The following is a 25,193-nucleotide window of genomic DNA, read 5'->3' on the forward strand; positions in this document are numbered from 1 at the left end:
GGATTTATCATCGGCTTTGTGACCATGTGAGAAGCGAAGGTTTTCACCGTTCCATGAAAAGCATCCTGTCCTTGATCGCCCCTCACCTCAGTTTAATGTTTAATGGCAAGATTGTGCTGGTGCCTTATACCTCTTATCATTGGATGTCATATTTTCCAATACGAGAGTGAATGCTCAACAGGGGAACAATGAAAATTCTTCTAACAGGAGCGACAGGGTATGTGGGTGGGAGACTTCTACGTCGGCTGGAGCAATATGGACAGCACGTACGGTGCCTTGCGCGACGTCCCGAGTTTTTGAAAGAGGGGGTCGGTCCCGGCACGGAAGTCATTGCCGGTGATGTGCTTGACCCGGCCAGCTTGGCGACCGCTATGAGTGAAGTGGAAGCGGCCTATTACCTCGTGCATTCCATGGGAGCGTCCGGAGGTTTCGAGGAAACTGACCGAATCGCCGCGCGGAATTTCGGCGAAGCCGCTTGGTCCGCCGGCCTGAAGCGCCTGATTTATCTTGGGGGGCTTGGGGACGACAGTGAATCGTTGTCTCCTCATCTGCGGAGCCGGCATGAAGTAGGGGAAATCCTTCGTCAATCCGGTGTGCCTGTGGTCGAATTGCGTGCGTCGATCGTAATCGGCTCGGGCAGTTTGTCATTTGAAATGATTCGCGCCCTGGTTGAGCGGTTGCCGGTGATGTTGACGCCTCGCTGGGTTCATGTTCCCGCCCAACCCATCGCGATCGATGATGTGCTGGCCTATCTGATCGCCTCTCTTGATGTACCGCTACTGGAAAGCCTGATTGTAGAAATCGGTGGGGACGATATTGTGTCGTATGGGGATTTGATGCGGGAGTATGCTCGCCAGCGTGGATTGCGGCGCATCATGATTCCGGTGCCTGTTCTCACACCGCGATTGTCGAGCCTATGGCTTGGCCTTGTGACGCCGTTGTATGCGCGTGTCGGGCGTAAGCTCATCCAAAGCATCAAATATCCTACCGTGGTTCGCGACCATTCTGCGAGAGGTTTGTTTGCGATCGAACCCATCAGTGTGCGTGAAGCTATCGCGCACGCGTTACGCAATGAAGAACGGGAACTGGCGGAATCGCGTTGGTCGGATTCGCTTTCTGCGTCCGGGGACGTGCGGCACTATGGGGGGGTGCGATTCGGCAATCGCTGCATGATGTGCGCACGGTGCAGGTGCCTGTCTCCACCCCTGACGCGTTTCGCCCGATTCAACGGATCGGCGGGCGGACCGGCTGGTACTTTGCCGATTGGCTGTGGACACTCCGTGGCTGGTTGGATCTATTGGTAGGAGGGGTAGGCCTTCGTCGTGGGCGGCGTAACCCGGAAGAGTTGCGCGTAGGCGATGTGGTGGATTGGTGGCGGGTGGAAGCCAATGAGCCGGGCGTGCGTCTCCGGCTCTGCGCCGAAATGAAGTTGCCGGGACGTGCCTGGCTCGAATTTCTCGTGGAACCTCATGGCGCCGGCTCAAAAATTACCCAAACAGCCAGCTTCGATCCCATTGGATTGAGCGGGTTGTTGTATTGGTATGGGATTTGGCCGGTGCATGAACTGGTCTTTCGCGGAATGATAAGAGGTATCGCCCGCGCGGCGCAAGGATCGAAATGACGTTTTCGTAAAAGGTATTGCATCCTTCACCCTGCAAGCCTGTTGGAGTTTTCCTTCTCTTCCGGCCGGTAAAGGCATATCGGCGAAGCATCATTCCGCTTTTGGCAGACATGTGATGATGACCCTGTTGGATATTTCAGAATCCAGTCAATCGGATGGGGTGAATCTTTATGGAGCGGAGTTCGGACAGCAATGGGTTGTGGTGCAGGCTGCGCGAACGAGAGCCTTGACGTGGTTTCTTTTCACCATTTCTTCATTGTTCATATAATTTCTAATGGACGTGGCGACAATCGAATTGCCGAGGCGGGAGAAGTGTCCCCACTTTCCAACCGTGAGTCGATCCGTGGGCAGCGCAGAGTCAAAGGCAACCAATGCATCTAATATGTCTAGAACACGAAATCCTTTAATGTGTAATTGCTCCAACAGTGGTTCATACCGTTTCGCCTGGTGGCTGCGGTGCCTTCTGAAATCGCCCAGGTCAGGAAAGATGACAATGACAGGTAAGGATTCACGGATTCACGCCGGAGTGCGGCACAATAGAACTTCTCAAGCAGTCTTGTGGTGAGGCGAAAGCCTTCTGAATGGACGGCATAAGACCCTTCAGGTGTCACCACCGGATTGAGCCTTTCCTTCACACTCCGGGTGGCAATCTTCAGGAGACGCATGGAAGGCAGCAGATCCATTGGTCCCGCCAGATATTTTATCTGATAAAAATAATCATGGGTCCCGATTTCTCGGAGCACGGCCTCATCGTTTCTGACGAGACGCCAATAATCGCTGGTGGTTGTTAAGGGATTATTGAGGCGTACAAGGCTATCGTTCTGAAGAAGAAATCGTGGTTTGGTATAGAAATTCGTTGCATAGGACGAATGGTAGAACGGACGAAACACATTTAAATTGCGATAGATGTTTTCAGACATAAATCCAATGAGGACGATATCAGAATTAAACGGGATTCCGTCCTGCATATACCGCATATACGCCTGATCCAACCCATACGCGCCGACGCCGAAATTCAGGACCTCAATGGGAGGATCCTGCTCTTCTAATTGATGCTCCCATGTATCCTCGTTCGCGACTTCCTCTCCGAAGGTGAATGAGTCGCCGAATGCCGAGACTCTTACGACTTCCGGATGAATATTATGGGCGAAATCGTGATCTGCTCTGATGCCTTGAGAGTTAATTCTGACATCCTTCGAGTGAGAATGCGGTTTGGGTGCCCAGCCCAAAACGGGGTGGTGGCCGTTTAGAGGGATGCTGTCTTCAATGCGGCGTTGAATAAGTTGCTTTTGTTCCTGGGAAAGCCGGGAAGCTAGGGGTTGATAGCTCACTCCCTTGCCTTGGAGGAGCAACAAGCCGAGGTACGAAATGCCTTCAATGCTGCCATACACCAAACACGCTAAAAGGATGTATAGCAATACAGACTTTTGTTTGATCATTGGATCATTGATGTATCCGGACTTCCAACTACATTATTATAAAGGGTATTTCTCAAAAGACCATGAGAAAAAGTCCACCTCCCATATCCTCGGCGAGTATAACGCCTGGGCATGACTAAACCTGAAGAGCAAGTCGGAACCTGGGTGATTGAATGCTTTCCAGGCTTTTTTTGGCGAGATAAAGCACGTTTGAAAATGTAATTAGATTGTCGACTTCGAGATGGTTCCGTTTAATCGCGAAGGAGTCGGTCTTCGAACCAGTTTCCAAGCCTGACGGCTGATGGTTTCGCCTCCCTGATAAAAAATGGCTCACCCGGCTCAGAAGCCCGAGGATCTCCATTTGCTGCAAACTTGTCAGCTCTGCTTTGGGCATTCCAATCTGGAGATGGACCTTTGCACTGTACCTAAGAGGAACACCGTCGTCCCGGTGTATGTTTGTCCTTAATGGAAACGAGTAAGTACAATGAGGATTGGCTTCCAAATATGATGTTAGTGTCAACATTAGGAGAGCGTAACGGATCTTATGCCCCTGCAATCGTTTCATCCGGTCGTGCAGGAATGGTTCAGGACCCGGTTGGGTGAACCGACCGATGTGCAACGGGCCAGTTGGCCCGCCATTCATTCCGGACAGCATGCGTTGATTTCCGCACCCACCGGCTCCGGGAAAACGCTGGCGGCCTTTCTCACATGCATCGACCATTTACTGCGGCAGGCGATTGGCGGAGAATTAGAGGATGGCATCCAGGTCGTCTATGTGTCCCCCCTGCGGGCACTGAGTCATGACATTCAAAAAAATTTAGAACTGCCATTGGCTGAGATTAGCGAGTTGGCTCTGTCGGCCGGTTTTTTGACCCCGAGGATTCGGGTAGAAGTTCGAACCGGAGATACGCCTCCCGCGCAACGCCAGCAACAGCTTAAGCACCCGCCTCACATTTTGGTGACCACGCCGGAGTCGTTGTTTCTTCTGGTGACGGCCAAACGGAGCCGCGAACTCTTGACCGGCGTGCATACGGTGATTGTTGATGAAATCCATGCCCTCGCCCCCAATAAACGTGGCGCGCATCTGACGTTGTCTCTTGAGCGGTTGGATGCCGTGACCTCCCGGCGGTTGGTGCGCATCGGTCTGTCTGCTACTCAGCGACCATTGGAGACCGTGGCACAATTTCTATTGGGTGAATCCGCGCATCGCGCGAAGGCTCAGCAACCTTCTCTCTTTGACTCCTCCCATTGCCACATTGTGGATATCGGCCATCGTCGGACGTTGGATCTGCAAGTGGCAGTCCCGAAGGATGAATTGGGTGCGATTGCTACGAATGCCATTTGGTCGGAGATCTATGATCGGATTGCCGACATTGCCGGGCCGCATCGTTCGACCCTGGTGTTTGTGAATACGCGCCGGATGGCAGAACGGGTGGCGCATCATCTGGAAGAACGTTTAGGCGAGAACCAGGTGGCGTCCCATCATGGCAGTTTGTCACGCAAGCTCCGATTGGATGCGGAAGAGCGATTAAAGACGGGTCGGATTAAGGTGATGGTGGCGACGGCGTCCTTAGAGTTGGGGATCGATATCGGTTGTATTGATGTGGTGTGTCAGATCGGATCGCCTCGCGCGATTGCCACCTGTCTTCAGCGGGTGGGGCGGGCAGGGCATCAGGTGGGGGCGGTTCCCCAGGGCCGACTGTTTTGTACGACCCGTGATGAATTAGTCGAATGTGCGGCGGTGGTCCGGGCGATCCGGCAGGGGCAATTGGAAACCATTGAGATTCCATTCGCCCCCCTGGATATTTTGATTCAACAGATTATCGCGGAAGTCGCATCGCAGGAATGGGATGCACGTGACCTCTTTGCATTGTGCCGGTCGGCCTATCCCTATCGGGAGTTAACGTGGGAAAGCTTTGAGTCCTTGTTGCAGTTGGTGGCCGAAGGATTTGTGCCGGGGCGCAGACGGCTGTATGCGTTAATGAGCTATGATCGTCATGAAGGCCGGCTCCGGCCGAAACGTGGAGGCCGGTTGGCGGCGTTGACCTCCGGGGGAGCGATTCCTGAAACGGCGACCTATCAGGTCGTGGCGGAACCGGATGGAACCGTGGTTGGGACGGTAGACGAAGACTTCGCGATTGAGAGTCTGGCGGGAGATATTATGCTGCTGGGTACGACCTCCTGGCGTATTCGTGGAATTGAAACGGGAAAAGTCCGTGTGGAAGATGCCCATGGTGCTCCGCCCAACATTCCTTTCTGGCGAGGGGAAGCCCCGTCCCGATCGCTGGAGTTATCTCAGGCCGTGGCCGACGTGCGAGAGCAGATCTTTCATTTGCTTGAACAGGGTGCCGCTCCCGGAGATGAGTCCGCGCGGCTTTGGTTGTATGAAGCATGCGGAGTTGATGCGGCGGGTGCCGATCAATTGCTGGCCTATATAGCCGGAGGGACACAGATTCTCGGAGGAGTCCCGACGCAGACCTGTGTGATTGCGGAACGGTTCTTTGATGAAGCCGGAGGGATGCAACTGGTGCTGCATGCGCCGTTTGGTGGCAGACTCAATCGCGCATGGGGGCTGGCATTACGCAAACGATTTTGTGTGAATTTTGATTTTGAATTGCAGGCGGCGGCTACCGATGACGGCTTGGTGCTGTCGCTTGGTGAGCAGCATAGTTTTCCTCTGGAGGCCATTTTTGGATTTGTGCATCCCAACACGGTGCGGGAAGTGCTCATCCAAGCCACGCTGGCCACTCCGCTTTTTCTCACACGCTGGCGATGGAATGTGACCCGTGCGTTGGCTCTGTTGCGATTTCAACACGGCAAACGTGTGCCGGTGCATCTTCAGCGTATGCGGGCGGAAGATTTATTGGCGGCCGCGTTTCCGATGGCGGCCGCCTGTGGCGATAACCATGTTGGGGATATTCCGGTGCCGGATCATCAGTTGGTCCAGGAAACGCTGCATGATTGTTTGACGGAGGCCATGGATCTGGCGGGCCTGCGCCAGGTGCTCGAGCGAATCGAGAATCAGGAGATTCGGGTGCGGGTGGTGGAATCACCTGTACCTTCGTTGTTTGCCCATGAGATTTTGAATGCCAATCCCTATGCATTCCTGGATGATGCGCCCTTGGAAGAACGACGTGCGCGTGCCGTGAATCTTCGGCGGACCTCGCCCTCTGCCTTTGACGGGAATGTCGGGACATTGGATGCGGCAGCGATTGATGCGGTGGTTGAAGAAGCCTGGCCGTTGGTTCGTGATGCCGATGAACTGTTCGACGTGCTTCAGGTTCTGGGATGGTTGCCATTCGCCATGGGTGAGTCGTGGCATGAGATGGGTGATGCGTTACTGTCGTGTGGCCGTCTCCTGGTGTTGCGGGTGCCGGTTGAGGGACTTCCGAAAACGAAAGCCGTTGAGGGTTGGACTACCAAAGAACATCTGACGCGTCTTCAGGCCCTGTTTCCGGAGGCAACGGTGGTGGCGGGTCTACAGGATTCACGTGCCTTATCTGTCAGAGAGGAATCGGCCACGTCGGCATCTGCTGCACGTGATATCGTGCAAGGCTGGATGCCGCACGTCGGCCCAGTGACTGCTGATGATTTGTCCAGGAGATTACATGTGCCTGCATTACTCGTGCAGCAGGCTCTGCTGCAATTGGAAGGAGAAGGTCAAATCCTTCGAGGTCATTTTCGTCCTTCCTCCCGGATTGATTCTTTGACCGGCTCCTCGACGAGAGAAGATCAGAGGATTGGTAATCAGGCAGTCGAAGAAGAATGGTGTGACCGCAGCCTTCTGGCTCGTATTCATCGGCGTACGGTCACGTCTTTGCGCCGGGAAATCGAGCCGGTTGCCGCATCGGATTTAATGCGGTTTCTCTTTCGATGGCAGCATCGGGCGCCTGGAACACAATTGCACGGAGAAGCCGGGCTACGTGAAGTCATTCACCAGTTGGCAGGATTTGAAGCCCCGGCTTCGGCCTGGGAACCTTCGCTCTTCACAACCCGCCTGGTTCACTACAAACCTGAATGGCTGGATCATTTGTGTCTGCGCGGGGAAGTGGCCTGGGGACGCCTGACTCCACCGGAAAGCAAGGGCACCCTCTTACCTGTTGTAGAGACAGGACAGGGAACAGGCGCCTTTGCCTTTAATGCTGGTGCCGCCGTTCCAGTATTCCGGCCGCTGACACCGACCAGGCTGGCTCCCATAAGTTTTTTGCGACGGCAGGATGTGAGTTGGATATTGGGTGTGGCCAAACCTGGAACATCAGCAGAGGCGCTTGGAGGGGGGTTGCATCTGAGTGGTGTGGCACAAGCCGTTTGGGATTGTCTGGATCGTCGTGGCGCATGTTTTTTTGCGGATCTGACCGGTCGAACGGGCCACCTGGCCGCGGAAGTGGAGCAGGCCTTGTGGGAACTGGTGGCAACAGGGTTGGTAACCGCTGACGGGTTTGATCCCATGCGGGCGCTTCTCGATCCTCGACGCCGTCGGGCCGAGGGTAAGGATCGCGCGCGACGGCCGGGGCACAGCGTCGGGCGTTGGGATCTGTTCCAGGGCGATCCTGGGGCACATGATGAGGACCCGCAGGTTCGTCCTCATCCACATGAGCAGTGGGCCAGACAATTGGCGCATCGTTATGGCGTGGTCTTTCGTGATCTGCTCAAACGGGAATCATTGCCGGTGACCTGGCGGGAACTGTTGGTCCAATACCGAAAGCTGGAATGGCGGGGTGAGATGCGGGGTGGCCGGTTTGTGAATGGTTTTACGGGAGAACAGTTCGCATTGCCGGAGGCGGTGGAATTGTTGCGGGCGGTACGCCGTGATATTCACGCCGGGGCGCAAGAGATTCGTTTATCGGCCGCCGATCCGTTAAATCTGGTCGGCATCATTTTGCCGGGCGAACGAATCTCCGCCCACACATCCAAACCGATTGTTTTCCGCAACGGTGTGCCGTCTGCCGATATAGCCTCCGTAGTCAGTCTGGCTTGATCGAGCCCGTTGTGACAGACCAGAAATTCAATCAGGGATCCATGGTATCCCGGTTCCTGGTCCCGGGTCTGGTGTTGGTCCTCTTGGGACTGCTGGCTCTCCCTTGGATTCCCGTACCCTCCGATACTCGTCTTTGGAAAGCCCTCAATGACTTTGGCCATGTTCCACTGTATGGCGGTGTGGCTATCATCTTATTGTTCCTTGCACGGCAATTTGGTGAACCACGGGGGTGGTCCCTGGTCGCCCAGTATACCATAGCTGTTATAGGAGTGGTGCTGCTGGGTGTGGTGAGCGAAGGCATCCAAGTATGGATGCCGAGTCGGCATTCAGAATTGGCGGATTTTCTTCGTGATGTGGTGGGGGCCGTGTGTGCGCTGGGTATTTTTCTCACGCTCGATCGCCATCTTGTTGGAAAATGGGTCGTGTGGCAGCAGGCTCCACGAAAACACCTGGTCTACGCCGGAGTCGGGTTGCTTATCGTGATCGTCTTGATTCCGGTTCTCACGTGGTCTTATGCGTATTGGGACCGAACCGCGCGATTCCCATCGCTCTGTCAATTTTCTTCCGTGTGGGAAATGATGTTCGTTCAGGCGACGGATAGTGAACTCCGGATTGTTCCTCCGCCGGTAGGCTGGGACAAATCCCGGAACGATACAGTGGGCCATGTCATGTTTTACCCGGAGAAATATCCTGGCATTCGAATTGACGAACCCTATCCGGATTGGCGAGGGTTTTCGCATTTCCGCGTTGAGGTGTATTCCGAATTGCCCGTCGCCCAATCGCTGACCATTCGAATTGAGGACGCTCATCGTAATCACGGATATGCGGATCGGTTTAATCGGGTTATCACGATTACGCCAGGCCTCAACCATATTCATATTCTCTTGGATGACATTCGCCACGCCCCGCTTGGACGGGAATTGGATCTCAGCGCAATCAGCAATGTGATGCTCTTTGCCATACGCCCACCGGAAGAATTTTCCCTGTACGTTGATGATATTCGACTCGAATAGAGTCGCCAGTGCGAATGGGGACGGAGCTATTCGGCGCTATGGAGAGCACTCAATCATTGGCAGGATCATGTGTCGCATTTGCGGTGGCCTCGACCATTACCATCCTGGGTGGTCGTTGACTAGAGTTAAGTGAAGGTTGGTTTTGTCATCGGAGCCTGCTAGACAAATGGATACATGTGAGTACAATAGATTCAGGTCCAACTGTTTCATGGCCTGACAAGGTCGTTAATCTGACAGGAACGGAATGGGGTGCAAAAACAGTTCTGTCCGGCGGGCGATTCCCACCTGGAATCTCAACAAAAAAGGTAAATTCTCAATGGTATCTGACATTATGACATTTCCCTCCGCTTTTACTGTTCGATGGGTTCTCTGGGTTTTGGCTTGTGTGCAACTGGGGTTGGTTGGTTGCCAGGTCACGTTAATTTCTTCTTATGACCAGGAAATGGATCGGACGGCAACCTCGCTCCAAAAAAGGATGGATGCTTTTTTAACTCGACTGGAAACCCATGCTGGGGAATCGCAGGCTCACTATTCGTGGGATCAGGTCTTTTATCAGGACTATCTGGTCGAGCTTCGCTCACTACGACTGCGCGCACAAAGTGATCCCAAGAATGAGTTTACGGTCAAGCAGTTGACTCTCATGATGGATAATTTTGAGCAACTCCGGTTAGCCCATGAAGCGGGGCCCCTTCCGATCCCTACGATACAGGCCACGCGAGACTTATTTAATCAAGGCTGGCAGGCCATTATCGCGCAAGAAATCGCCAAGCGGCGAGGAGTGGATCCACAGTGATCGGATTCAGCGGGAGATTCTGCGGGTAGGTGTGAAACATGAGTGATGTGGCTTGAAATGTTGAGTCATAAAAAAGGGTTTTCTTTAATGCTACGAAGCAATCTTGACCGAACTAGGGCCCTTCGCTAAGATCTGCGTATGCCTAGACCACCATTTCCTACGGGTCCCCGACCAACGCCACGGATGGGTGGGGCCCGTCCACCGGCTCCTCCAGGCACACCCAAGCAATTCGAATCGCTTCGAGCGTCGTTGCTGTTTTGTCCAAAATGTCAGACCGCGACGCCAGCCCGTGAACGTCTTCTTTTGGTGCTCCCTACCGGAAGTCTCTATGAATATCTCTGTGCCCATTGCGGGACTTCCACCGGCTCTAAAACCGATCAGGCTCAAAGCGAAGTTCGCCTCATCACTCCTTAAATTCCGGTTGCATCGTTTTTGACGAAGGTTTTTTGTGCTACGGCTCCGTCCTTTGGATCTGGCTGGGCCTCGAGGCGTTTCGACCTGGGCACAGATTCTTCGCCTTGGGCTCAGAATGACAATGTGCAATCAGGTGGCCCCGCAAGTATTAAGAGGAGAGCCAAATTCGACAGAATTACGCCAAGATTGATTCCCAATGAAAAATGTGATGACCCTGCTTCTGTTTTTTCCGCATTTAGTCAGCGGGGATCCATCAGAAAAAGTCTCAGATGGATTCCCGGTAAGCAATGTCGGGAATGACCAGATGGGTGAATTTTTGGGCAGCTGGCGGCAGGCATGACGGGGAGTTGGCGCCTTCTATTATTCTGCTTGTGAGGCTGTTGAATATTTCAGATATGTGGCCTTTTCATGAACCGATGCGTGACCGAGGTCCACAAAAGAAAAATAGTGGAGTGTTCAAAAAGGCTCGTCCAGCAAGGCCGCAGCCGCTTGGACGAGCGGAGCGTACGGATGAGTACGTGAGCACGGCCAAGGGGTGAGAACGCGGCTGGCGGCCTTTTTCAACACCCCTTATGTGGATTTGTGGAATGACCGGGGGGGGACAGGGAGCCCCTCCTGGGCCATGATCCGGAGTGCATTGGTGGTCGGGCAGGGCCCCGGTCGCAGCCGATAATCGAAGTGCAACGTGCCTGCTTCAACAGTTTCCTGAAAGTGGGCATTCCGGATATGTCTGTTTCCACTGGCCAATCCTGTGAGTTCCAAATCATGGGTTGAAATCATTCCCAGTCCACGGCTTTGTTGCAAGGCCTGCACAAAGGCTTCGCTTCCAGCCAGCCGTTCGCGGTTATTGGTGCCCCGATAGATTTCATCAATGAGAAAGAGGACCGGGTGAGGATTGGAGCTTTCCACCGCCTCCAAAATAACTTTCAGGCGTTTGACCTCGGCGTAAAAATACGACAAGCCTTCATCCAGGGCGTCCGTGACTCGTATGCAACAATAGAGACGCAACCAGGTCCAGGAAAAAATTCCGGCGCATACCGGACCACCTGCCTGAGCCAGACACAAATTGATGCCGACCGTTCGGAGAAAGGTGCTTTTCCCAGACATGTTTGAACCGGTCACCAGAAGGAGATGGCCTTCCCCTCGTAACTCCAAATCATTGGTAACGCGATGCGCACGGGCAATAAGCGGGTGGCCAAGGCTGCGTGCGGTCAGTCCTTGAGTGTCCGGGGTGGTATTTGTGGGTTCGAGTTGTGGCCAGAGGTAATCGGGATTCAAGTAGGCATAACGCGCGAGGGCACTGGCGGCATCCACTGTCCCAATGGTATCCAGCCAGTCGGGAAGTGTCGTGCGAAGGTGCGAGATGAGGCGATTGAGTTTTCCGACAAACCACAGGTCCCATGGCACCAGAGCATTGAGGCCTAAATGCACGAGCGGGTGGGCTTTGACGCTGAGCCCCTGACAGATCCGGCTGAGCTGTTTTAGGCTCTGGGTCGGACGATTCTGTTGAGTCAAAATGGGCTGGCAGACCTGTCGCATTGTTGGTTGATGCAGGAAGGTTGATTGTACAAGTTCGGTAATCAGGCTGACAAGTTTTTCCAGTTCTTCATGAAGGGTGAGCACCCGGCCGAAAAGCGGGTGGATGGATCCCGAGAGAAGAAAATAAGTTCCGATATAAAGGGTCAGGGGAAGCAGCCAAAAATTTGGGGCCCCCGCGAGGAGCGTCCAGAGTCCTAAGACGATGGTGAGACTTGTCAGCGCACATGCTGCGAAGATAATCAGCGGTAAATGCCTGATGGAGACGGGTGCTTCGAGCAAGGAAAGAATGCGGGTTCCATTCAGCCGATCGGAGCTAATGAGCCGGTTGGCTAAAAGACAGCGATCCCTCAAACGGGAGAGTGGAGTGAGTTCTTTCACCAAGGTCTGCCTGGTTGTCCATGAGAGACCGTCCGGTTCAGGAAGATTGGACTGGAAAAGCCAGTTGGCGACGCGGTGTTGACCTATGGAGGAAAAGGTGGTGTCGATCAAGCTCAATAAGGAATGCGGACCTGTGAGGTCGAGGTCTATGGCGAATGGATGTCGCTCAGGGGCCCGGTGTTCGTAGGCGGATATGTGTGGCCAATCAAGTTGCAGTCGCGCCAGGCTGTCTTTTTTGATTTCCAGCCAGAGCTGTAATCGATGCAATCGGGATTTCAATCGCTGGTGAAACCAGGATATAGTGAGAAATCCAATGAGGAAGAGAAGCAGGAGACCATTGCCGGTATGAAACCAGGCTTGTTGATACACTCCGATCGTGATAGCGGCTCCCGCTAGGAATGTTCCCATTCTCCATCGGCTGAATTCCCGGCTGGCGATGGTGCCGTTCGCCTGCATCCGCTCGGTGCGGTGAATGAGGCGAAGAATTGCCTGTTCTCGTCTATCAGTGGTGGTATGTTTCATAGGGCCTGCGGACATTAGCCGCTCTGCGTGATCCCGTCAATAACGTAGAATTTCGTGAAGTGCCGGTTAAACCATACAGTCAGACGAGTTCTTATGTGACAAAGCCCTCAACGAGCCCCTTGCTCCCCCATGGCCGGCGCCTATTTGACGAGAACCTTCTGCGGTTTTCTGCTGAAGATTGGGTGGCAGGAGTCGCTTATTTTTAGAAACCCTTTACCGATGGAATAGCTCTTATGGATGCGGCTGTCTTTGAAATCACTATTCCCATTTCCGTGGATGCCGCTGAGTTAGCGGGGATTCTCGATTGCCAGGAATTTCTTGGGGCATGGGACGCGGAAGGATCCACCGTGCTGTATTGGAGTAAGAATGGAGCAGAGATTCTTCAGCAGGTCCGGTCGGCGATCAGTGTATTGGGTGTGGCTCTTCCGGAAGGGGCTCTTCGGTTTCATCCGTTGAAGGCTCAGGATTGGAATGCCACATGGGCCGCGTCTGTTCAGCCCATTCGCATTGGCCGTCGAATTGGCATTCGCCCGAGTTGGGCCACCATGGAGATGCCCGAGGATGGAGTGGAATTGATTATCGATCCCAAGCAGGCGTTCGGGACCGGTCATCATGCCACGACCCAAATGATTCTTGAATGGTTGGAAGGGGTCACGTGGCTTCCAGGCATGCGGGTGCTGGATGTGGGGACGGGGAGCGGGATTCTTGCGATGGCGGCCTTGCGCCTGGGAGCGACCAGTGCGTTGGGAATTGATGTGGATACGACGGCGCTCGACTGTGCCAGGGAATACGCAGTGGTGAACAACCTTCAAGAAACATTGACACTTTCCTCTGCCCAATTGGCCACGCTTCCGGCCCAATCATTTGATGTCATTCTTGCCAACCTGGATCGTAGAACGATTCTTCATGTGATCGATCAATTTGCCAGGATGCGGGGTCCGCACACGCAATTGGTGGTTTCCGGGCTACTGGAGGAAGATGAATCTGAGATTGTCCGGCAGTTTGAAGGGTATGGTTGGCGTCAACGCCATGTCAGGGAGTGGGATGGTTGGTTAGCCATTCAGTTTGGAGTCGCGTTTCCCGACTCGTCATCTTCGGGCTGAGACTCCAGGAATGCAATGAGGGCTTGGTAGGTGAGTTGCCGGACTTCCGCTTTCGACCCGGTGCCCTGATCCAGATTTTTTCTCAACCAGACGGTTTCCGAAATGTGCGTGGTTGCCTTATTGCACAGAGTCCACATCTGATGAAGAAACTCGATGGGAAGGCCAACCTGGACGCCTTCTGATTCAATACGGTCATCCAAAATGGCCAGGAGATCTGAGATCGCTTCGTCAGCCCGATAGGGTTGGGAAGCAAATCCGAAGCTGGCATGTGCGGCTTCCTCCTGTTTGGCTTGTTCGACTAAGTCATGCATGTATTCCTTGAGTAAACCAATGATACGTCCGGAAATTCGCATAGGGTTGTGGGGGATTCTCTCTGGAATGGTTGGTCAGATGAAAAGAAATTTTTTGAGATATGGGAATTCCGGTTCTGATGATGTTGGAGAGCCCATCGTTTAATCATCGAAGAGGGTGTCGACGTCCGGCTTTACCACGCCGGGAGGGAGTCCGGACTTCCAGTCTCCGTATTTTCCATCTGGACGATGGAAGTATTGATTGTGTTGGCGCTTGATGATCCAATCCTCACCGTCGGCCCACAATTGTCGAATTTCTTCCTGCTCCATGAATTCCGGCCTCCTGTCTTGTGAAGTCTACTAGGGGGAGAAGTGATTCTGATGTATGCGATAAGGGTATCTTAAATAAAACCGTTCTCTTCGGGCAATTCACATTTTTGATGAAGAGAATTGGTGTGGGGAATTTCCTCTGATGGGACTATGGCCTGGGCTGGAATCCGAAATGCACGTTCAGAGACGCCAATCAACAATAATCACGCGAGAAAGCCTTTTGACTTCCATCTAGGTGCAGGTCTGCCATGACGTTGAAGCAGGGAACCATGAAAATTGCGGTGATTGGCGGTGGGCCGGCCGGTCTGATGGCTGCTGAGGCGGCGATTGCCGAGGGCGCATGCGTGGATCTGTATGACGCCATGGCCTCCGTCGGTCGAAAATTTCTGCTAGCGGGGAAGGGTGGGCTCAACCTGACGCATTCTGAACCATTAGAGAGATTTCTTGCACGGTATGGCGCCCGGCAGGGACAGTTCCAATCGTTGCTCGCCGGATTTGGCCCGGCTGCGCTACGCGAGTGGGTTCATGAACTGGGTGTTGAAACGTTTATCGGAACATCCGGCCGGGTGTTTCCCTCAGACCTCAAGTCTGCACCTCTTCTGCGCGCGTGGCTGCGCCGGTTGCGCCAGCACGGCATGGCGATTCACGTGCGGCATCGCTGGGGTGGTTGGACCGAGACCGGATCCCTCCGGTTTGCCACGCCGCAAGGCGAGCGTTACGTTTCTGCCGATGCGGTGGTGTTGGCGTTGGGTGGTGGCAGTTGGTCCAGGTTCGGCTCAGATGGGGCGTGGGTGCCGTTGCTTTCCGGGCGTGGTGTTCACATCGAACCATTAAAGCCTGCGAATTGTGGGTTTGATGTTGCTTGGAGTCCGCACCTCCGCAGTCGCTACGCCGGCCATCCCGTGAAGCCGGTTGCCGTTGCGGGAACCACTCACGAGGGCGTTGAGTTCCGGCAACAGGGCGAATTCGTTCTGACGGAGACCGGTCTTGAGGGGGGAGTGATCTATGCGATTTCGGCATGTTTACGCGACGAAATCGTGAAAACAGGCACGGCGCTTCTTCGATTGGATCTGACGCCCGACCGTGATGTGTCGCGGCTCATTTCAGATTTATCACGGCCGCGTGGCTCACGCTCGATGGCTAGCCACCTACAGCGCCGGGTTGGTATTTCTGGGGTAAAAGCCGGCCTTCTGAGGGAATGTGTGTCAAAACAAGATTTTGCTGACCCCATGCTGCTTGGGTCGGCCATCAAATCGCTGCCCGTGCGTCTTGTCGCGCCCCGTCCGTTAGAGGAAGCGATTAGCACGGCTGGCGGAGTGGCCTTCGAAGCCTTGGACCAGCGACTGATGATTCGTACCGTGCCGGGAGTATTTTGTGCGGGAGAGATGCTGGATTGGGAAGCCCCAACCGGTGGCTATCTTCTGACCGCCTGTTTTGCCAGTGGCTATGCTGCGGGTGTTGGGGCCGCAAGGTGGCTTCAATCGACGCGGAACTCCTCTTTGGTCACGTTCTGACAATGGCTCATTCACTGCATGAGCTCTGCTCATAGACTCTTTCTCGTTGCCCCAACAGTAAATGGGTCTGTTGAAAAAAACCGTCAGCGGCGTTCTCGCCATTTTCCCGTGCTCACGTACTCAGCGTACGCTCCGCGCGTAAAAACGGCTGCGGCCTTTCCTTCGAGAGGCCTCAGGACAGGACTGGACGGACTTTTTTGAACCGACCCGGAGCCTTTGATGAGTATTCTAATCCTGTGAAAATTTGCCCTTGAACATCCTTATTATTCATCACTCCCTAAATGGCTCTCCCCTGTGTAATCGTAGGGTGAAAATTCTACTCCTGGGCGTTGGCATAAGCGGTTGACTTGGTTTAAAATATTTAATTGTTTTTGTCGGCCCTTTCATTGGCTGGAAGTCACCGGAGAAACGCACGAAGGACTTGTACAAGATGACCGTTACTCATCGAATGCTTTATATCTTATTGGCCACTTTGCTGCTTTCCTGGTGGGTGATTCCCGGAGTCTGGGCTGAAGAATCTTCTCAGGTTCTGACAAAACAGGCGATGGATGAATGCCATGAAGGGAGACGGGCGAAGGAGGAAACGGCTCGGGTTGCTCATTTTGAGCGGGGGCGGAAGTTGGCTGAAACGGCTGTGGGGTTGGACGAGCGTTCAGCCGATGCGCATTTTGCCCTGTTCTGTAATATCGGCGAGCGGATGCGCGCCAACGGAGAAGTTCTTTTCTCGGTGTTTGAATATGGACGGATGATGGAAGCTCTGGACAAGACCCTGTTGCTCAATCCTAATCACATGGATGCTCTTTCTTCTAAAGGGACGATCCTCATCGAAGTCCCCGGGTTATTTGGAGGAGATTCCGAAAAAGGCGAAGCGATACTGCGGCAGGTGATTCAGCAGGATCCTGAATCCATTAATGCTCGTATGGTTGTTGCGCGTTCGTGTGCCGAGCGGGGAGAGGATCAAGAGGCTTTTGATTTAGCGAAAAAGGCACTCGAGCTTGCAAGGGCAGGGAACCGGGATGATCTTCTCCCTGAGGCTGAGAAAACATTTTCGGAAATTCAGACGAAACTGGCTTCCAAGTAAATCACGATTCGGTTTTTCCCCGGTGGCCGGTTGGGATGAAATTCTTCTTTAAGCATTTCCGTTTTTTTCTCCACAATCTTCTCGTATTCTCCGATCCATTGTCGCAGCCGTTCTAGAGGCCACACAGCACAATTCCGGGCTTCCTATATTTAAGTTATGAAGACGCGTGTAGGTGTATCCAACGATCGAGGACGAATGGCCACAAGTCATCCGCATTCAGGTCTTCCCGATTATCTGGTCCCCGGGTTATCTATTCTCTTTGTTGGAATTAACCCGGGTCTGCGCTCTGCTGAGGTCGGGCATCATTTTGCCGGGCCTTCCAACCGGTTTTGGAAATTACTGTTTGACGCCAAGCTGATTCCCTTTCCCATGACCTATCAGGATGATTGGCAATTGCCCGAATTCGGATATGGACTGACCAATCTGATTGCCCGGCCGACCGCCGGTGTTCAGGATTTGCAAAAACGGGATTTTCTGAACGGGCATCAGGCATTAGTGACAAAAATCACGTTATATCAACCTCGACTCGTGGCTTTGTTAGGAGTCAGTATGGCTCGCATGCTTCTCTCGTCCAAGGAGGCGCCCAAGGCTGTCCAACGGTTGTCTGAACACCCTATTCAGGTTGGCCTGCAATCTCTTGTCCTTGGGGATGCTGCCGTCTGTGTGTTGCCGAATCCGAGTGGAAGAAATGCTCATTATTCTTATCAGCATATGAAAGCTTTGTTCGGTGGGTTGAAGGATTGGGGCCACCCAACATGAGCCGCAGGTATGGCGGGCCAGTTGCCGGCACAAACCAGTCGTTCGCATCCGGCAAAGAAAAGCACGTTGATCTCGCGGATGAGGTGTTCGGAGATAGATTTAGCTATCTGTGTTCTTGTTGAATATCTATGAGAGAGGGAGTCGGTTCGAAGGATGAGTGTTGTGACGGGCTATGCGGGCCATTCTGAAACGCTGGGGGTACGGATGAGTGCTGACAGGTCGATTCTCATTGGACTTGTTTTTTTTGCAGGGTTTGGCTTCTTCGCGGGGTTGGGAGAGTCTTCGGCCATGTCGATTTCCCAGGCCATTGAACAGGCCAAGGTGGCGACAGTCGGTATCCTGCGGGCCGATCAACTTGAGATTCCAGACAATGGCTACGGACTACCGGTCAGTATTCGCGGATCGGGGATCCATATTGGTCGGGGAGTGATTGTGACGGCACGGCATGCGGTAGAGCGAACCGAGGGAGGGAAAGTCATAATCCCGGACACCATTCATGTGGTGACGGACGACCTTTTTGAATTGCCGGCCGCTCGCCAGGGAGCCAATACTTACCTGGATGTGGCCGTGTATCAACTCCAGGGTGCCGAATCGGATTGGCCAAAAGCGCATGTCACGTTTGCCGAAGAAGATGTGACATATGGCGATCAGGTCTTTACGGTCGGGTATCCGCTGGGTTGGGGGCCGGCGATTAACTTTGGCACGACTGGGAATCCCAATACGTTTTTGCCGACGGTGAACAGTCGATTAATGCAGGTGGATATGTCCGTGTGTAGCGGCAATTCTGGCGGGGGGCTGTTGAATCAACATGGACAACTGGTAGGGCTCATGCATGCCATCATTCAAACGGAAACGCAGCATGACGATCGACGGTGTGCCCGATTGGCTTTTGTGCTCCCGGGCCCGTTGGTTCAAAGGGTGGTGACCGCCGTTTTGGCTGACAGGGTGCCGGGGTTTTCGGTTCTGGGGATTCAGCTCCAGACATTGAGGATGGGAAGTCGTTGGGCGTTGGTCGTGGCCAAAGCCACCGGTCCCTCACGCCATGCGGGATTTCAAAAAGGCGATGTGTTGATGGCCATTAATGATGTGCTGATTACCACACCGGCACAACTAAAAAATTATCTGATTGAACGAACGGAACCCGGTCAAGTTGTCGAGCTTAGGGTTCAGCGTGGCGATGCTCAGGAGCTGCTTTCCGTTACCTTGGGTCGATCCTAAGAGGGCATTCAGATTGAACAAAAATCCGCTCCGTTTATTTGGTTCCCGCAAGGGGCTTGCCTGTCTTTGTGAGGTTCCCATGGGTTCTATGACGGGCCTTCAGGCACAAGGAAGTCTGGTTCGTTTTCCCTGACAGATATTCCTCAACCCTATTTTTTTCTTTCCTTCTGCCCCTTCCACTGATTTTTTGAGCCCTCCTTTCTCATCCTGGGAAGAGGCTCAAGATAGTACGTAACGCCGTTGAAAGGGCATGATTCAGGCCATAATTCTCAAGATTTCCTCTAAATGATCCGATACACCCACCAAAGGCAAAAAACATGGGGTAATCTACTTGCGAGCGGGTCATGGAAACAGAAGGATCAATTCCCGGCCATGATTATTAAAGAACGAAACATGAATGGCTTGCCGGTCGTGAGTCTTTCAGGAAAATTGGATATATTTTCAAAAAATGCCTTTAAGGAGACCGCAGAAAAATATACAGACTCAAATTCGAAAGGGCTTATCCTGGATTTTCAAGGAGTGACCTTTTTGGATAGTGTGGGGTTAGGGGCTTTGGTGGTCCTTGCCAAGACCTTCATGAAACTCAAAGGGCGGATGATTATCGTGAACCCTCAGGATCCGGTGAAGACCCTTTTATCTGAAATGCATATGGAGAGGATCATTCCCATGTATTCAACGGATTCCGAATTTTCGACATTTTCTGAGCTCTAGCTTTCCTATCTCTCCCTTCTTCTTCCTTTCCCGGTTGTCTTTTTTGATGAGGAGTCCTCCGGGATTCTCTGACGGGTCAACCACCTGTTCTTACCTGACCACTTCCAGCTCTTGAGGGGGATGTGGTCAAGCATTCTTTATGCCGAGGCTATCATGCTCCACCGTTGGCGTTTGGGTCTGTCACCGAGTGTGATGAAGGGGTAGTCAACGGAGGGAGAATTCCAGTACAGTAGGAAAAGATTTTCAAAAGAGAACACAGTATTTGTAACCGGATAGCTTCCTCCTCTCTAACCTGTTCAGGTCTATCTCGCAAGTCCATTTTCACTACGGCTTATCTCTGACCTGTGACTCCTCCTCTTCATTCCTTTCAGTACGATGTGATTGTCGTGGGCATGGGGCCTGCGGGGGCTTCGACCGCTTATGCGTTAAGCCAATTGGGAATATCCGTGGTGGCGTTTGATAAGCAGGTTCATCCCCGGTACAAAGTCTGTGGCGGAGGGCTCTCGGCCAGAATTGAACGAATTCTCCCATCCGATTTCAAAACGATAGTTGAGGGGACGGTGCATCGTGTGCAATTTATGTACGGGGGAACGGATTCCTTTATTGTTGAATCTCCGCGTCCCGTGGCCTACATGGTCATGCGCCAGACCTTCGATCAATGGTTGGTCGAGAAAGCCCGGCAGGCTGGAGTAGAGATCCGGGAAGAGGAGTCCGTCGTCGCCATTCGGGAATTAGAGGATGGGGTCGAAGTGGCCACTGGGAAAGGACGGTATCGCGGCCGGATCGTCATCGGAGCCGATGGAGCGATGAGTGTGGTGGCTCAACAATGTTTCCCTAAGCGAGAGGTCATAAATATTCCTGCTTTGGAAAGTGAATATCATGGAGACACACCTCATGCGTTTCAGTGTTCACAAACGGTATTAATCAGTTTACCCGCAGCGAAAAAAGGATACGGCTGGGTCTTTCCGAAGGAACAAGGCCTCTCGCTGGGTGTGGGCGAATTTATTCGTGGCAGAAATCGTCCTAAACGCAGTTTTGAGGATTTTATCAGTCATGAATCTGCTTTGGCCGGGCTTTCGATTCCTCCCCCCCTAGGACACCCACTCCCGATTGCCCATCATCCCGCGTATCGCCCTGGACATCGATGGACCGGAAGCTTGGTGCGGTCTCGAGCCGTGTTGGTTGGCGATGCCGGTCATTTGGTTGATCCCTTACTGGGAGAAGGGATTTATTATGCTGTCCGATCCGGACAACTGGCGGCAGTCAGTGTGGCTTCCACTATCAGGGATCCAAGGCACCGGTTGGAGGAATATGAAAGGAACGCGGAAGCTGAATTCGGATTGGAATTTCGAGTGGCTTCTCGATTAGGAGCCATCATTTATGGATTACCTCGATCCTGCCATTGGTGGGCGGGCCGGACTTTTCCCGACGCCTATCAACGGGTGCTTGGGCGCTATTGTGAACTCTTACAGGGACGTGAAACGTATCAGACGATTTGGGCCAAAATTCTGCAACGACTGAAACGTCCATTTGGGTGTTCATAGCCAGGGAGGTGAAGTGTGAGAATGGTGGAGAGGACAGAGAGTGATAATGGTCTGTGGTTGGGATAATGATGTTCGAGGTTGGCACCGACCAACGGCCTTCGGCATTCATGAAATTTAAATAGACGCGTGCCTGAGGTCGTCTTTTAACAAACAGATCCCGCAGCTTGGTTTCTGCCTCTGGAGACAGGTATGTTGAAAGGGACATTTCTTGCGTGAGTCCGGTCTGGCAGGAATGAGGGCGTTCTCCAGGTGGGAAGGGATAATATTTATGTCCGGTTTATGAAGGTCGGACTTTTAAGGAGTGTGATACGTATGTCAGCGCTGATTTATGGACAGAAGCTTACCAAAGCCTATGGGACCAAGCGTCTCTTCCAGGAACTGACCCTAGGCGTTTCAGAAAAGGACCGGATCGGGATTATCGGGCCGAATGGATCGGGGAAAAGTACCCTCCTTCGGATTTTTGCCGGGCTTGAACAGCCGGATGAGGGAAGAGTCACTCGACGGCAGCATCTTCGCATTGCCTATATTCCCCAACAGGCTGATTTTGATTCGGAGTCGACGGTCGCCGAGGAAATTGAACGAGCAGCCTTGGCATCCGGTCTCCATGCCCATGATTGTGTGGCTCGGGTGCAGGAGACATTGGGGCGCATGGGGTTTGCTCAAGGCGATCAGCTCGTGGGCCCTCTTTCGGGCGGATGGAAAAAACGGCTCGCCATTGCCTGTGGGTTTGTTCAGGCGCCGGATGTCATGCTGGTGGATGAGCCGACGAACCATCTCGATCTGGAAGGGATGCGCTGGTTGGAGCAGGTGATGTCCCAGGCTCCATGGCCGTGGGTCATGGTAAGCCATGATCGATGGTTTCTTGGGCATGCCACAAATAAGATTGCAGAAATCAATCGGAGATATCCAGATGGGATTTTTCTTGTTCCGGGCGGCTATGAGGAGTTTCTGGTTAAGCGGGAAGAATTTCTGAATAGTCAAACTCAACAGGCTCAGGCGTTGGCCGGAAAAGTTCGTAGGGAAGAAGAGTGGCTTCGGCGAGGTCCCAAGGCTCGATCCACTAAAGCAAAATCTCGCATAGATTCCGCCCATGCGTTGCAGGCTGAATTAGCTGAGACCCAGGTGCGTTTGCGACAAGAGGAAACCTCCATCGATTTTGTCGGCTCGGGTCGTCGCACAAAACAGTTAATGGTAGTCCATCAGCTTCGAAAGACGTTCGGCCCGCGAACCATTATCCAAAAATTGGACTGGATTATCTCACCGGGAACCGCCACAGGAGTCTTAGGTCATAATGGCTCGGGGAAATCCACCCTGTTGAAATTACTTGCCAAAGAATTGGAGCCTGATCAGGGAAGCGTGACGTATGCCGATAAATTGCAAGTCGTATATTTTGATCAAAATCGTGATCAACTCGATCCAAAGATGACCCTGCGGCGGACGTTGTCGGATTCGGGACATACCGTCATGTACCGGGGCCAGACCGTGCATCTGGCTGGATGGGCCAAACGGTTTCAGTTTCAGCCTGAACAATTGGATCTCCCTATTGAGTTGCTTTCCGGTGGCGAACAAGCCCGGGCAGTCATTGCCAGGTTAATGCTGCAGTCCGCCGACGTGTTGATTGTGGATGAGCCTACGAACGACTTGGATCTTCCGACGAGAGAAGTGTTGGAAGAAAGTTTAAAGGAATTTCCCGGAGCCTTGATCCTGGTGACCCATGATCGTTACATGATGGAGGAAGTGTGCACGGATTTTGTAGGATTGGACGGGCAGGGAGGATACGGGCAATTTGCGGATTATGGACAATGGGAATCCTGGCTTCGCCGGCAACGATCAGGCAAAGATCAGACCGGCACTCAATCAAAGAGTGTCCGTGCCACGGCTGAACGGCCAAAAGCAAAAAAACTGTCGTTTCGTGACCAGCAGGAGTATGACACGATAGAAAAACGGGTCCTTGATGCCGAGGCGGTACTCGAATTATGCCGTACCGAAACAGAAAATCCCAAAATTGCAGCGAATCATCACAAGCTTCAAGAAGCCTATGAAAATCTCAAGGCCGCCGAACAGGAAGTGGAACGCTTGTATACTCGATGGGCGGAACTTGAAGCCAAGCAACAGGCATAGAGTACATATGGATATATGAGCGTCTGTCAGGGTTGGTCTTTACCCGATCGTGAGTTGACCCTGCCGTGAGGCAAAGGGAGTCATGACATGATGATCCATCCGCCTAACATCCTGAGACTAAGCATGACTCTTCTGCTCTGTTGGGTGGGAGTAACGTGGGCCGGATATGAGGAAGGAGAGGAGGCATATCTGCAGGAGAACTTTCCCGCCGCTCTGTCTGAATGGCGACCCTTAGCGGAAGAGGGAAATACCGAGGCGCAGAATATGTTGGGCTATATGTACCGGTATGGGCAGGGAGTGCCACAGGATTTTGAGCAGGCTCGACTGTGGTATCGTCGGGCAGCCGATCTCGGGAATGCCAGGGCTCAGAACAATCTCGGGGCGATGTACCGCCAGGGTTTGGGGGTCCCGCAGGATTTTCAAGAAGCCTTTCGATGGTTTCTACGGGCTGCCGAACAGGGGAATGGTGGTGCCCAAAATCATGTTGGCCTCATGTACTATAAAGGAGAAGGGGTCCGGCAGGACCTGGTGCAAGCCTATATGTGGGCATATCTGGCTGCACAGCAGGGCATAGATCCGTCGATCCAAGCATTAGATCTACTCTCGCAGGAGATGACCGATGCTCAGATCACCGAGGCAACAGATCTTGCACGGAAATGGAAACCCAAAGGGGAAGAGGTTGCCCTTTAGATACCTGTCCGACGTCCCAGCATTGAGATGAGGGTTTTCTCCCCTTATCCGTATGACGTGAGTGATCCCGGTCGTTGAGAGGCAAGGACTCTGGAAGACGTGACGTAATTGGAAGGTTAAGCATTAATCCCGCGACTACAATCTCTTCCGGTATTTGACTCCCTCCCAGTGGAGTGCTACCCTGACTCACGGTACAAGCGATGGTAGTTCTCCTGCCTTTCCTGCCTTTTCATTCCTAGGAGGATTGATCTCGACGATCATTTCGTGAGGGAGGATGGCCTTCATTCCTCCTCGCTTTCCGTACCGTTCGAAAAGGACGGTGTGTGTTCTTTGTCATAATTCGCATGGTTCTTTAGACAGAAGGAGGCTTCTTATGAAGCTGACAATGAAGTGGGGTGGCAAGGTTAGAAATAGAAAAACATTCAAACCTGAGCCGAAAATTCGTTGGGATCTCCTTGGCCTCGCTGATCCTTCTAAAGAAAAAATTCCCATGCCGATTGATGAGGTTCGCCGACAAGTTCTGATGATGTCGAGTCCTGGATTCGATCAGGATAGCGCGACTCGCCTTGATGTGGTGCCTCAAAAAGTTTCCCGTTCCTCGACCTCAGGAAAGCCGTCCAAGGCACGCAGGGAGTCCACGTAACGCAGGTATGCTGCTTGGCCGGACGAGAGTCGCCACCTGAGACCCGGGAGGACCGGTGCCTCAAACAGGATAGTCTGGCAAAGAGGCAAAGCCTAGAAAAGCTTTCCAGCTCATCCAATGATGGAGCCGGAGGCGTGATACCCTATTCGAAAGGAGGAAGATAAATGGGACGACCGACAAAAGTGACCCAGGCCAAACGAAATCGTGAGATGGTCAAAAGAATGAAGCAACAGGATAAGGAAGCCAGACGTGAGCAACGCAAGTCGGAAAGCGAAGAACCTCCTAGAGTGCTTGATGGGGAAGATCCCGATTTAGTTGGGATTCGGCCAGGCCCGCAACCACCGCAATACTAGTGAGTCCTGCAATTTCTCACTAATCGTTTGGTACAAATACCGGTTTTCTTCTTGTGGTGCTTTTCCCAATCCTAGCCTGTCCTGTCAAGGTTGGCACTATTACTTGAAATAGCTGTATTCCTCTTCGTTCCTGCCACATCTGGTTCTCTCTGTATGACAT

At 53.0% G+C, this 25,193-nt stretch carries 21 protein-coding genes; 17 read left to right on the forward strand and 4 right to left on the reverse strand.

What is annotated here, in order from left to right; translation table 11 throughout:
• The first annotated feature begins 188 nt into the window (after positions 1–188).
• Both ACTRXD_RS17200 and ACTRXD_RS17205 read left to right on the forward strand, forming a co-directional pair.
• Positions 189–1,304, forward strand: a complete 1,116-nt coding sequence (locus ACTRXD_RS17200; RefSeq protein ID WP_442433010.1) for an NAD(P)H-binding protein — start codon at positions 189–191, stop codon at positions 1,302–1,304.
• Complete coding sequence (locus tag ACTRXD_RS17205; protein WP_442433011.1) at positions 1,190–1,621, forward strand: DUF2867 domain-containing protein; 432 nt, start codon at positions 1,190–1,192, stop codon at positions 1,619–1,621. The genes ACTRXD_RS17200 and ACTRXD_RS17205 overlap by 115 nt, the downstream gene beginning before the upstream one ends.
• Before the next feature lie 386 nt (positions 1,622–2,007).
• Here ACTRXD_RS17205 and ACTRXD_RS17210 read toward each other — a convergent pair whose 3' ends face one another.
• Positions 2,008–3,060, reverse strand: a complete 1,053-nt coding sequence (locus ACTRXD_RS17210; protein ID WP_442433012.1) for a hypothetical protein — start codon at positions 3,058–3,060, stop codon at positions 2,008–2,010.
• Between the two features lie 523 nt (positions 3,061–3,583).
• On the opposite strand from ACTRXD_RS17210, the gene ACTRXD_RS17215 reads away from it, so the two are divergent.
• From ACTRXD_RS17215 to ACTRXD_RS17230, 4 genes are all read left to right on the forward strand, one after another.
• Positions 3,584–8,017 (forward strand): DEAD/DEAH box helicase, encoded by a 4,434-nt coding sequence (locus tag ACTRXD_RS17215; RefSeq protein WP_442433013.1) that lies wholly within the window; start codon positions 3,584–3,586, stop codon positions 8,015–8,017.
• Between the two features lie 11 nt (positions 8,018–8,028).
• Positions 8,029–9,030 (forward strand): VanZ family protein, encoded by a 1,002-nt coding sequence (locus ACTRXD_RS17220; RefSeq protein ID WP_442433014.1) that lies wholly within the window; start codon positions 8,029–8,031, stop codon positions 9,028–9,030.
• 316 nt (positions 9,031–9,346) lie between these two features.
• Positions 9,347–9,823, forward strand: a complete 477-nt coding sequence (locus ACTRXD_RS17225) for a hypothetical protein (protein WP_442433015.1) — start codon at positions 9,347–9,349, stop codon at positions 9,821–9,823.
• Positions 9,824–9,961: 138 nt separating this feature from the next.
• Entirely contained in the window at positions 9,962–10,237 is a 276-nt protein-coding gene (locus tag ACTRXD_RS17230) for a cytoplasmic protein (protein ID WP_442433016.1), read from the forward strand.
• A 570-nt stretch (positions 10,238–10,807) separates the two neighbouring features.
• On the opposite strand, the gene ACTRXD_RS17235 is transcribed toward ACTRXD_RS17230, so the two are convergent.
• Positions 10,808–12,676 (reverse strand): MutS family DNA mismatch repair protein, encoded by a 1,869-nt coding sequence (locus tag ACTRXD_RS17235; protein WP_442433017.1) that lies wholly within the window; start codon positions 12,674–12,676, stop codon positions 10,808–10,810.
• A gap of 233 nt (positions 12,677–12,909) precedes the next feature.
• Between ACTRXD_RS17235 and ACTRXD_RS17240 the strand changes: the two genes are divergently transcribed.
• Positions 12,910–13,779 carry a 50S ribosomal protein L11 methyltransferase gene (locus tag ACTRXD_RS17240; protein ID WP_442433018.1) on the forward strand — a complete coding sequence of 290 codons (870 nt, stop codon included), beginning with the start codon at positions 12,910–12,912 and terminating at the stop codon, positions 13,777–13,779.
• On the opposite strand, the gene ACTRXD_RS17245 is transcribed toward ACTRXD_RS17240, so the two are convergent.
• Positions 13,737–14,090 carry a hypothetical protein gene (locus ACTRXD_RS17245; protein WP_442433019.1) on the reverse strand — a complete coding sequence of 118 codons (354 nt, stop codon included), beginning with the start codon at positions 14,088–14,090 and terminating at the stop codon, positions 13,737–13,739. The two genes, ACTRXD_RS17240 and ACTRXD_RS17245, sit on opposite strands and share 43 nt — an antisense overlap.
• A gap of 141 nt (positions 14,091–14,231) precedes the next feature.
• On the reverse strand, positions 14,232–14,399 hold the full coding sequence (locus ACTRXD_RS17250) for a hypothetical protein (protein WP_442433020.1): 168 nt from the start codon (positions 14,397–14,399) through the stop codon (positions 14,232–14,234).
• Between the two features lie 248 nt (positions 14,400–14,647).
• On the opposite strand from ACTRXD_RS17250, the gene ACTRXD_RS17255 reads away from it, so the two are divergent.
• From ACTRXD_RS17255 to ACTRXD_RS17300, 10 genes are all read left to right on the forward strand, one after another.
• The gene (locus ACTRXD_RS17255) at positions 14,648–15,913 is read left to right on the forward strand and encodes a TIGR03862 family flavoprotein (protein ID WP_442433021.1); all 1,266 of its coding nucleotides are present in this window, start codon (positions 14,648–14,650) and stop codon (positions 15,911–15,913) included.
• A gap of 430 nt (positions 15,914–16,343) precedes the next feature.
• Positions 16,344–16,994 carry a tetratricopeptide repeat protein gene (locus ACTRXD_RS17260; RefSeq protein WP_442433022.1) on the forward strand — a complete coding sequence of 217 codons (651 nt, stop codon included), beginning with the start codon at positions 16,344–16,346 and terminating at the stop codon, positions 16,992–16,994.
• A gap of 195 nt (positions 16,995–17,189) precedes the next feature.
• On the forward strand, positions 17,190–17,753 hold the full coding sequence (locus ACTRXD_RS17265) for a mismatch-specific DNA-glycosylase (protein WP_442433023.1): 564 nt from the start codon (positions 17,190–17,192) through the stop codon (positions 17,751–17,753).
• Positions 17,754–17,906: 153 nt separating this feature from the next.
• A complete protein-coding gene (locus tag ACTRXD_RS17270) occupies positions 17,907–18,971 on the forward strand; it encodes a S1C family serine protease (RefSeq protein ID WP_442433024.1) in 1,065 nt (354 codons plus the stop codon).
• Between the two features lie 372 nt (positions 18,972–19,343).
• Positions 19,344–19,682 (forward strand): STAS domain-containing protein, encoded by a 339-nt coding sequence (locus tag ACTRXD_RS17275; RefSeq protein WP_442433025.1) that lies wholly within the window; start codon positions 19,344–19,346, stop codon positions 19,680–19,682.
• Positions 19,683–20,026: 344 nt separating this feature from the next.
• Positions 20,027–21,226: a geranylgeranyl reductase family protein gene (locus tag ACTRXD_RS17280; protein WP_442433026.1), complete on the forward strand. Its 1,200-nt coding sequence runs from the start codon at positions 20,027–20,029 to the stop codon at positions 21,224–21,226.
• 312 nt (positions 21,227–21,538) lie between these two features.
• Positions 21,539–23,347 (forward strand): ABC-F family ATP-binding cassette domain-containing protein, encoded by a 1,809-nt coding sequence (locus ACTRXD_RS17285; protein WP_442433027.1) that lies wholly within the window; start codon positions 21,539–21,541, stop codon positions 23,345–23,347.
• A gap of 87 nt (positions 23,348–23,434) precedes the next feature.
• Positions 23,435–24,037, forward strand: coding sequence for a tetratricopeptide repeat protein (locus ACTRXD_RS17290; RefSeq protein ID WP_442433028.1), 603 nt, complete (start codon positions 23,435–23,437; stop codon positions 24,035–24,037).
• A 373-nt stretch (positions 24,038–24,410) separates the two neighbouring features.
• Positions 24,411–24,680, forward strand: a complete 270-nt coding sequence (locus ACTRXD_RS17295) for a hypothetical protein (RefSeq protein ID WP_442433029.1) — start codon at positions 24,411–24,413, stop codon at positions 24,678–24,680.
• 164 nt (positions 24,681–24,844) lie between these two features.
• Positions 24,845–25,033, forward strand: a complete 189-nt coding sequence (locus ACTRXD_RS17300; RefSeq protein WP_312642316.1) for a hypothetical protein — start codon at positions 24,845–24,847, stop codon at positions 25,031–25,033.
• Positions 25,034–25,193: the final 160 nt, after the last annotated feature.

Origin of the sequence: Nitrospira sp. T9 (assembly GCF_052156535.1) — a bacterium.
Taxonomy (GTDB): domain Bacteria; phylum Nitrospirota; class Nitrospiria; order Nitrospirales; family UBA8639; genus Nitrospira_E.

What these genes read in the sequence shown, in the direction of transcription:
- ACTRXD_RS17290 (WP_442433028.1), top strand. Translation starts at nt 23,435, where the DNA reads ATGATGATCCATCCGCCTAACATCCTGAGACTAAGCATGACTCTTCTG.
- ACTRXD_RS17255 (WP_442433021.1), top strand. Translation starts at nt 14,648, where the DNA reads ATGACGTTGAAGCAGGGAACCATGAAAATTGCGGTGATTGGCGGTGGG.
- ACTRXD_RS17265 (WP_442433023.1), top strand. Translation starts at nt 17,190, where the DNA reads ATGGCCACAAGTCATCCGCATTCAGGTCTTCCCGATTATCTGGTCCCC.
- ACTRXD_RS17275 (WP_442433025.1), top strand. Translation starts at nt 19,344, where the DNA reads ATGATTATTAAAGAACGAAACATGAATGGCTTGCCGGTCGTGAGTCTT.
- ACTRXD_RS17230 (WP_442433016.1), top strand. Translation starts at nt 9,962, where the DNA reads ATGCCTAGACCACCATTTCCTACGGGTCCCCGACCAACGCCACGGATG.
- ACTRXD_RS17210 (WP_442433012.1), bottom strand. Translation starts at nt 3,060, where the DNA reads ATGATCAAACAAAAGTCTGTATTGCTATACATCCTTTTAGCGTGTTTG.
- ACTRXD_RS17200 (WP_442433010.1), top strand. Translation starts at nt 189, where the DNA reads ATGAAAATTCTTCTAACAGGAGCGACAGGGTATGTGGGTGGGAGACTT.
- ACTRXD_RS17215 (WP_442433013.1), top strand. Translation starts at nt 3,584, where the DNA reads ATGCCCCTGCAATCGTTTCATCCGGTCGTGCAGGAATGGTTCAGGACC.
- ACTRXD_RS17245 (WP_442433019.1), bottom strand. Translation starts at nt 14,090, where the DNA reads ATGCATGACTTAGTCGAACAAGCCAAACAGGAGGAAGCCGCACATGCC.
- ACTRXD_RS17260 (WP_442433022.1), top strand. Translation starts at nt 16,344, where the DNA reads ATGACCGTTACTCATCGAATGCTTTATATCTTATTGGCCACTTTGCTG.
- ACTRXD_RS17240 (WP_442433018.1), top strand. Translation starts at nt 12,910, where the DNA reads ATGGATGCGGCTGTCTTTGAAATCACTATTCCCATTTCCGTGGATGCC.
- ACTRXD_RS17285 (WP_442433027.1), top strand. Translation starts at nt 21,539, where the DNA reads ATGTCAGCGCTGATTTATGGACAGAAGCTTACCAAAGCCTATGGGACC.
- ACTRXD_RS17250 (WP_442433020.1), bottom strand. Translation starts at nt 14,399, where the DNA reads ATGGAGCAGGAAGAAATTCGACAATTGTGGGCCGACGGTGAGGATTGG.
- ACTRXD_RS17295 (WP_442433029.1), top strand. Translation starts at nt 24,411, where the DNA reads ATGAAGCTGACAATGAAGTGGGGTGGCAAGGTTAGAAATAGAAAAACA.
- ACTRXD_RS17300 (WP_312642316.1), top strand. Translation starts at nt 24,845, where the DNA reads ATGGGACGACCGACAAAAGTGACCCAGGCCAAACGAAATCGTGAGATG.
- ACTRXD_RS17225 (WP_442433015.1), top strand. Translation starts at nt 9,347, where the DNA reads ATGGTATCTGACATTATGACATTTCCCTCCGCTTTTACTGTTCGATGG.
- ACTRXD_RS17270 (WP_442433024.1), top strand. Translation starts at nt 17,907, where the DNA reads ATGAGTGTTGTGACGGGCTATGCGGGCCATTCTGAAACGCTGGGGGTA.
- ACTRXD_RS17235 (WP_442433017.1), bottom strand. Translation starts at nt 12,676, where the DNA reads ATGAAACATACCACCACTGATAGACGAGAACAGGCAATTCTTCGCCTC.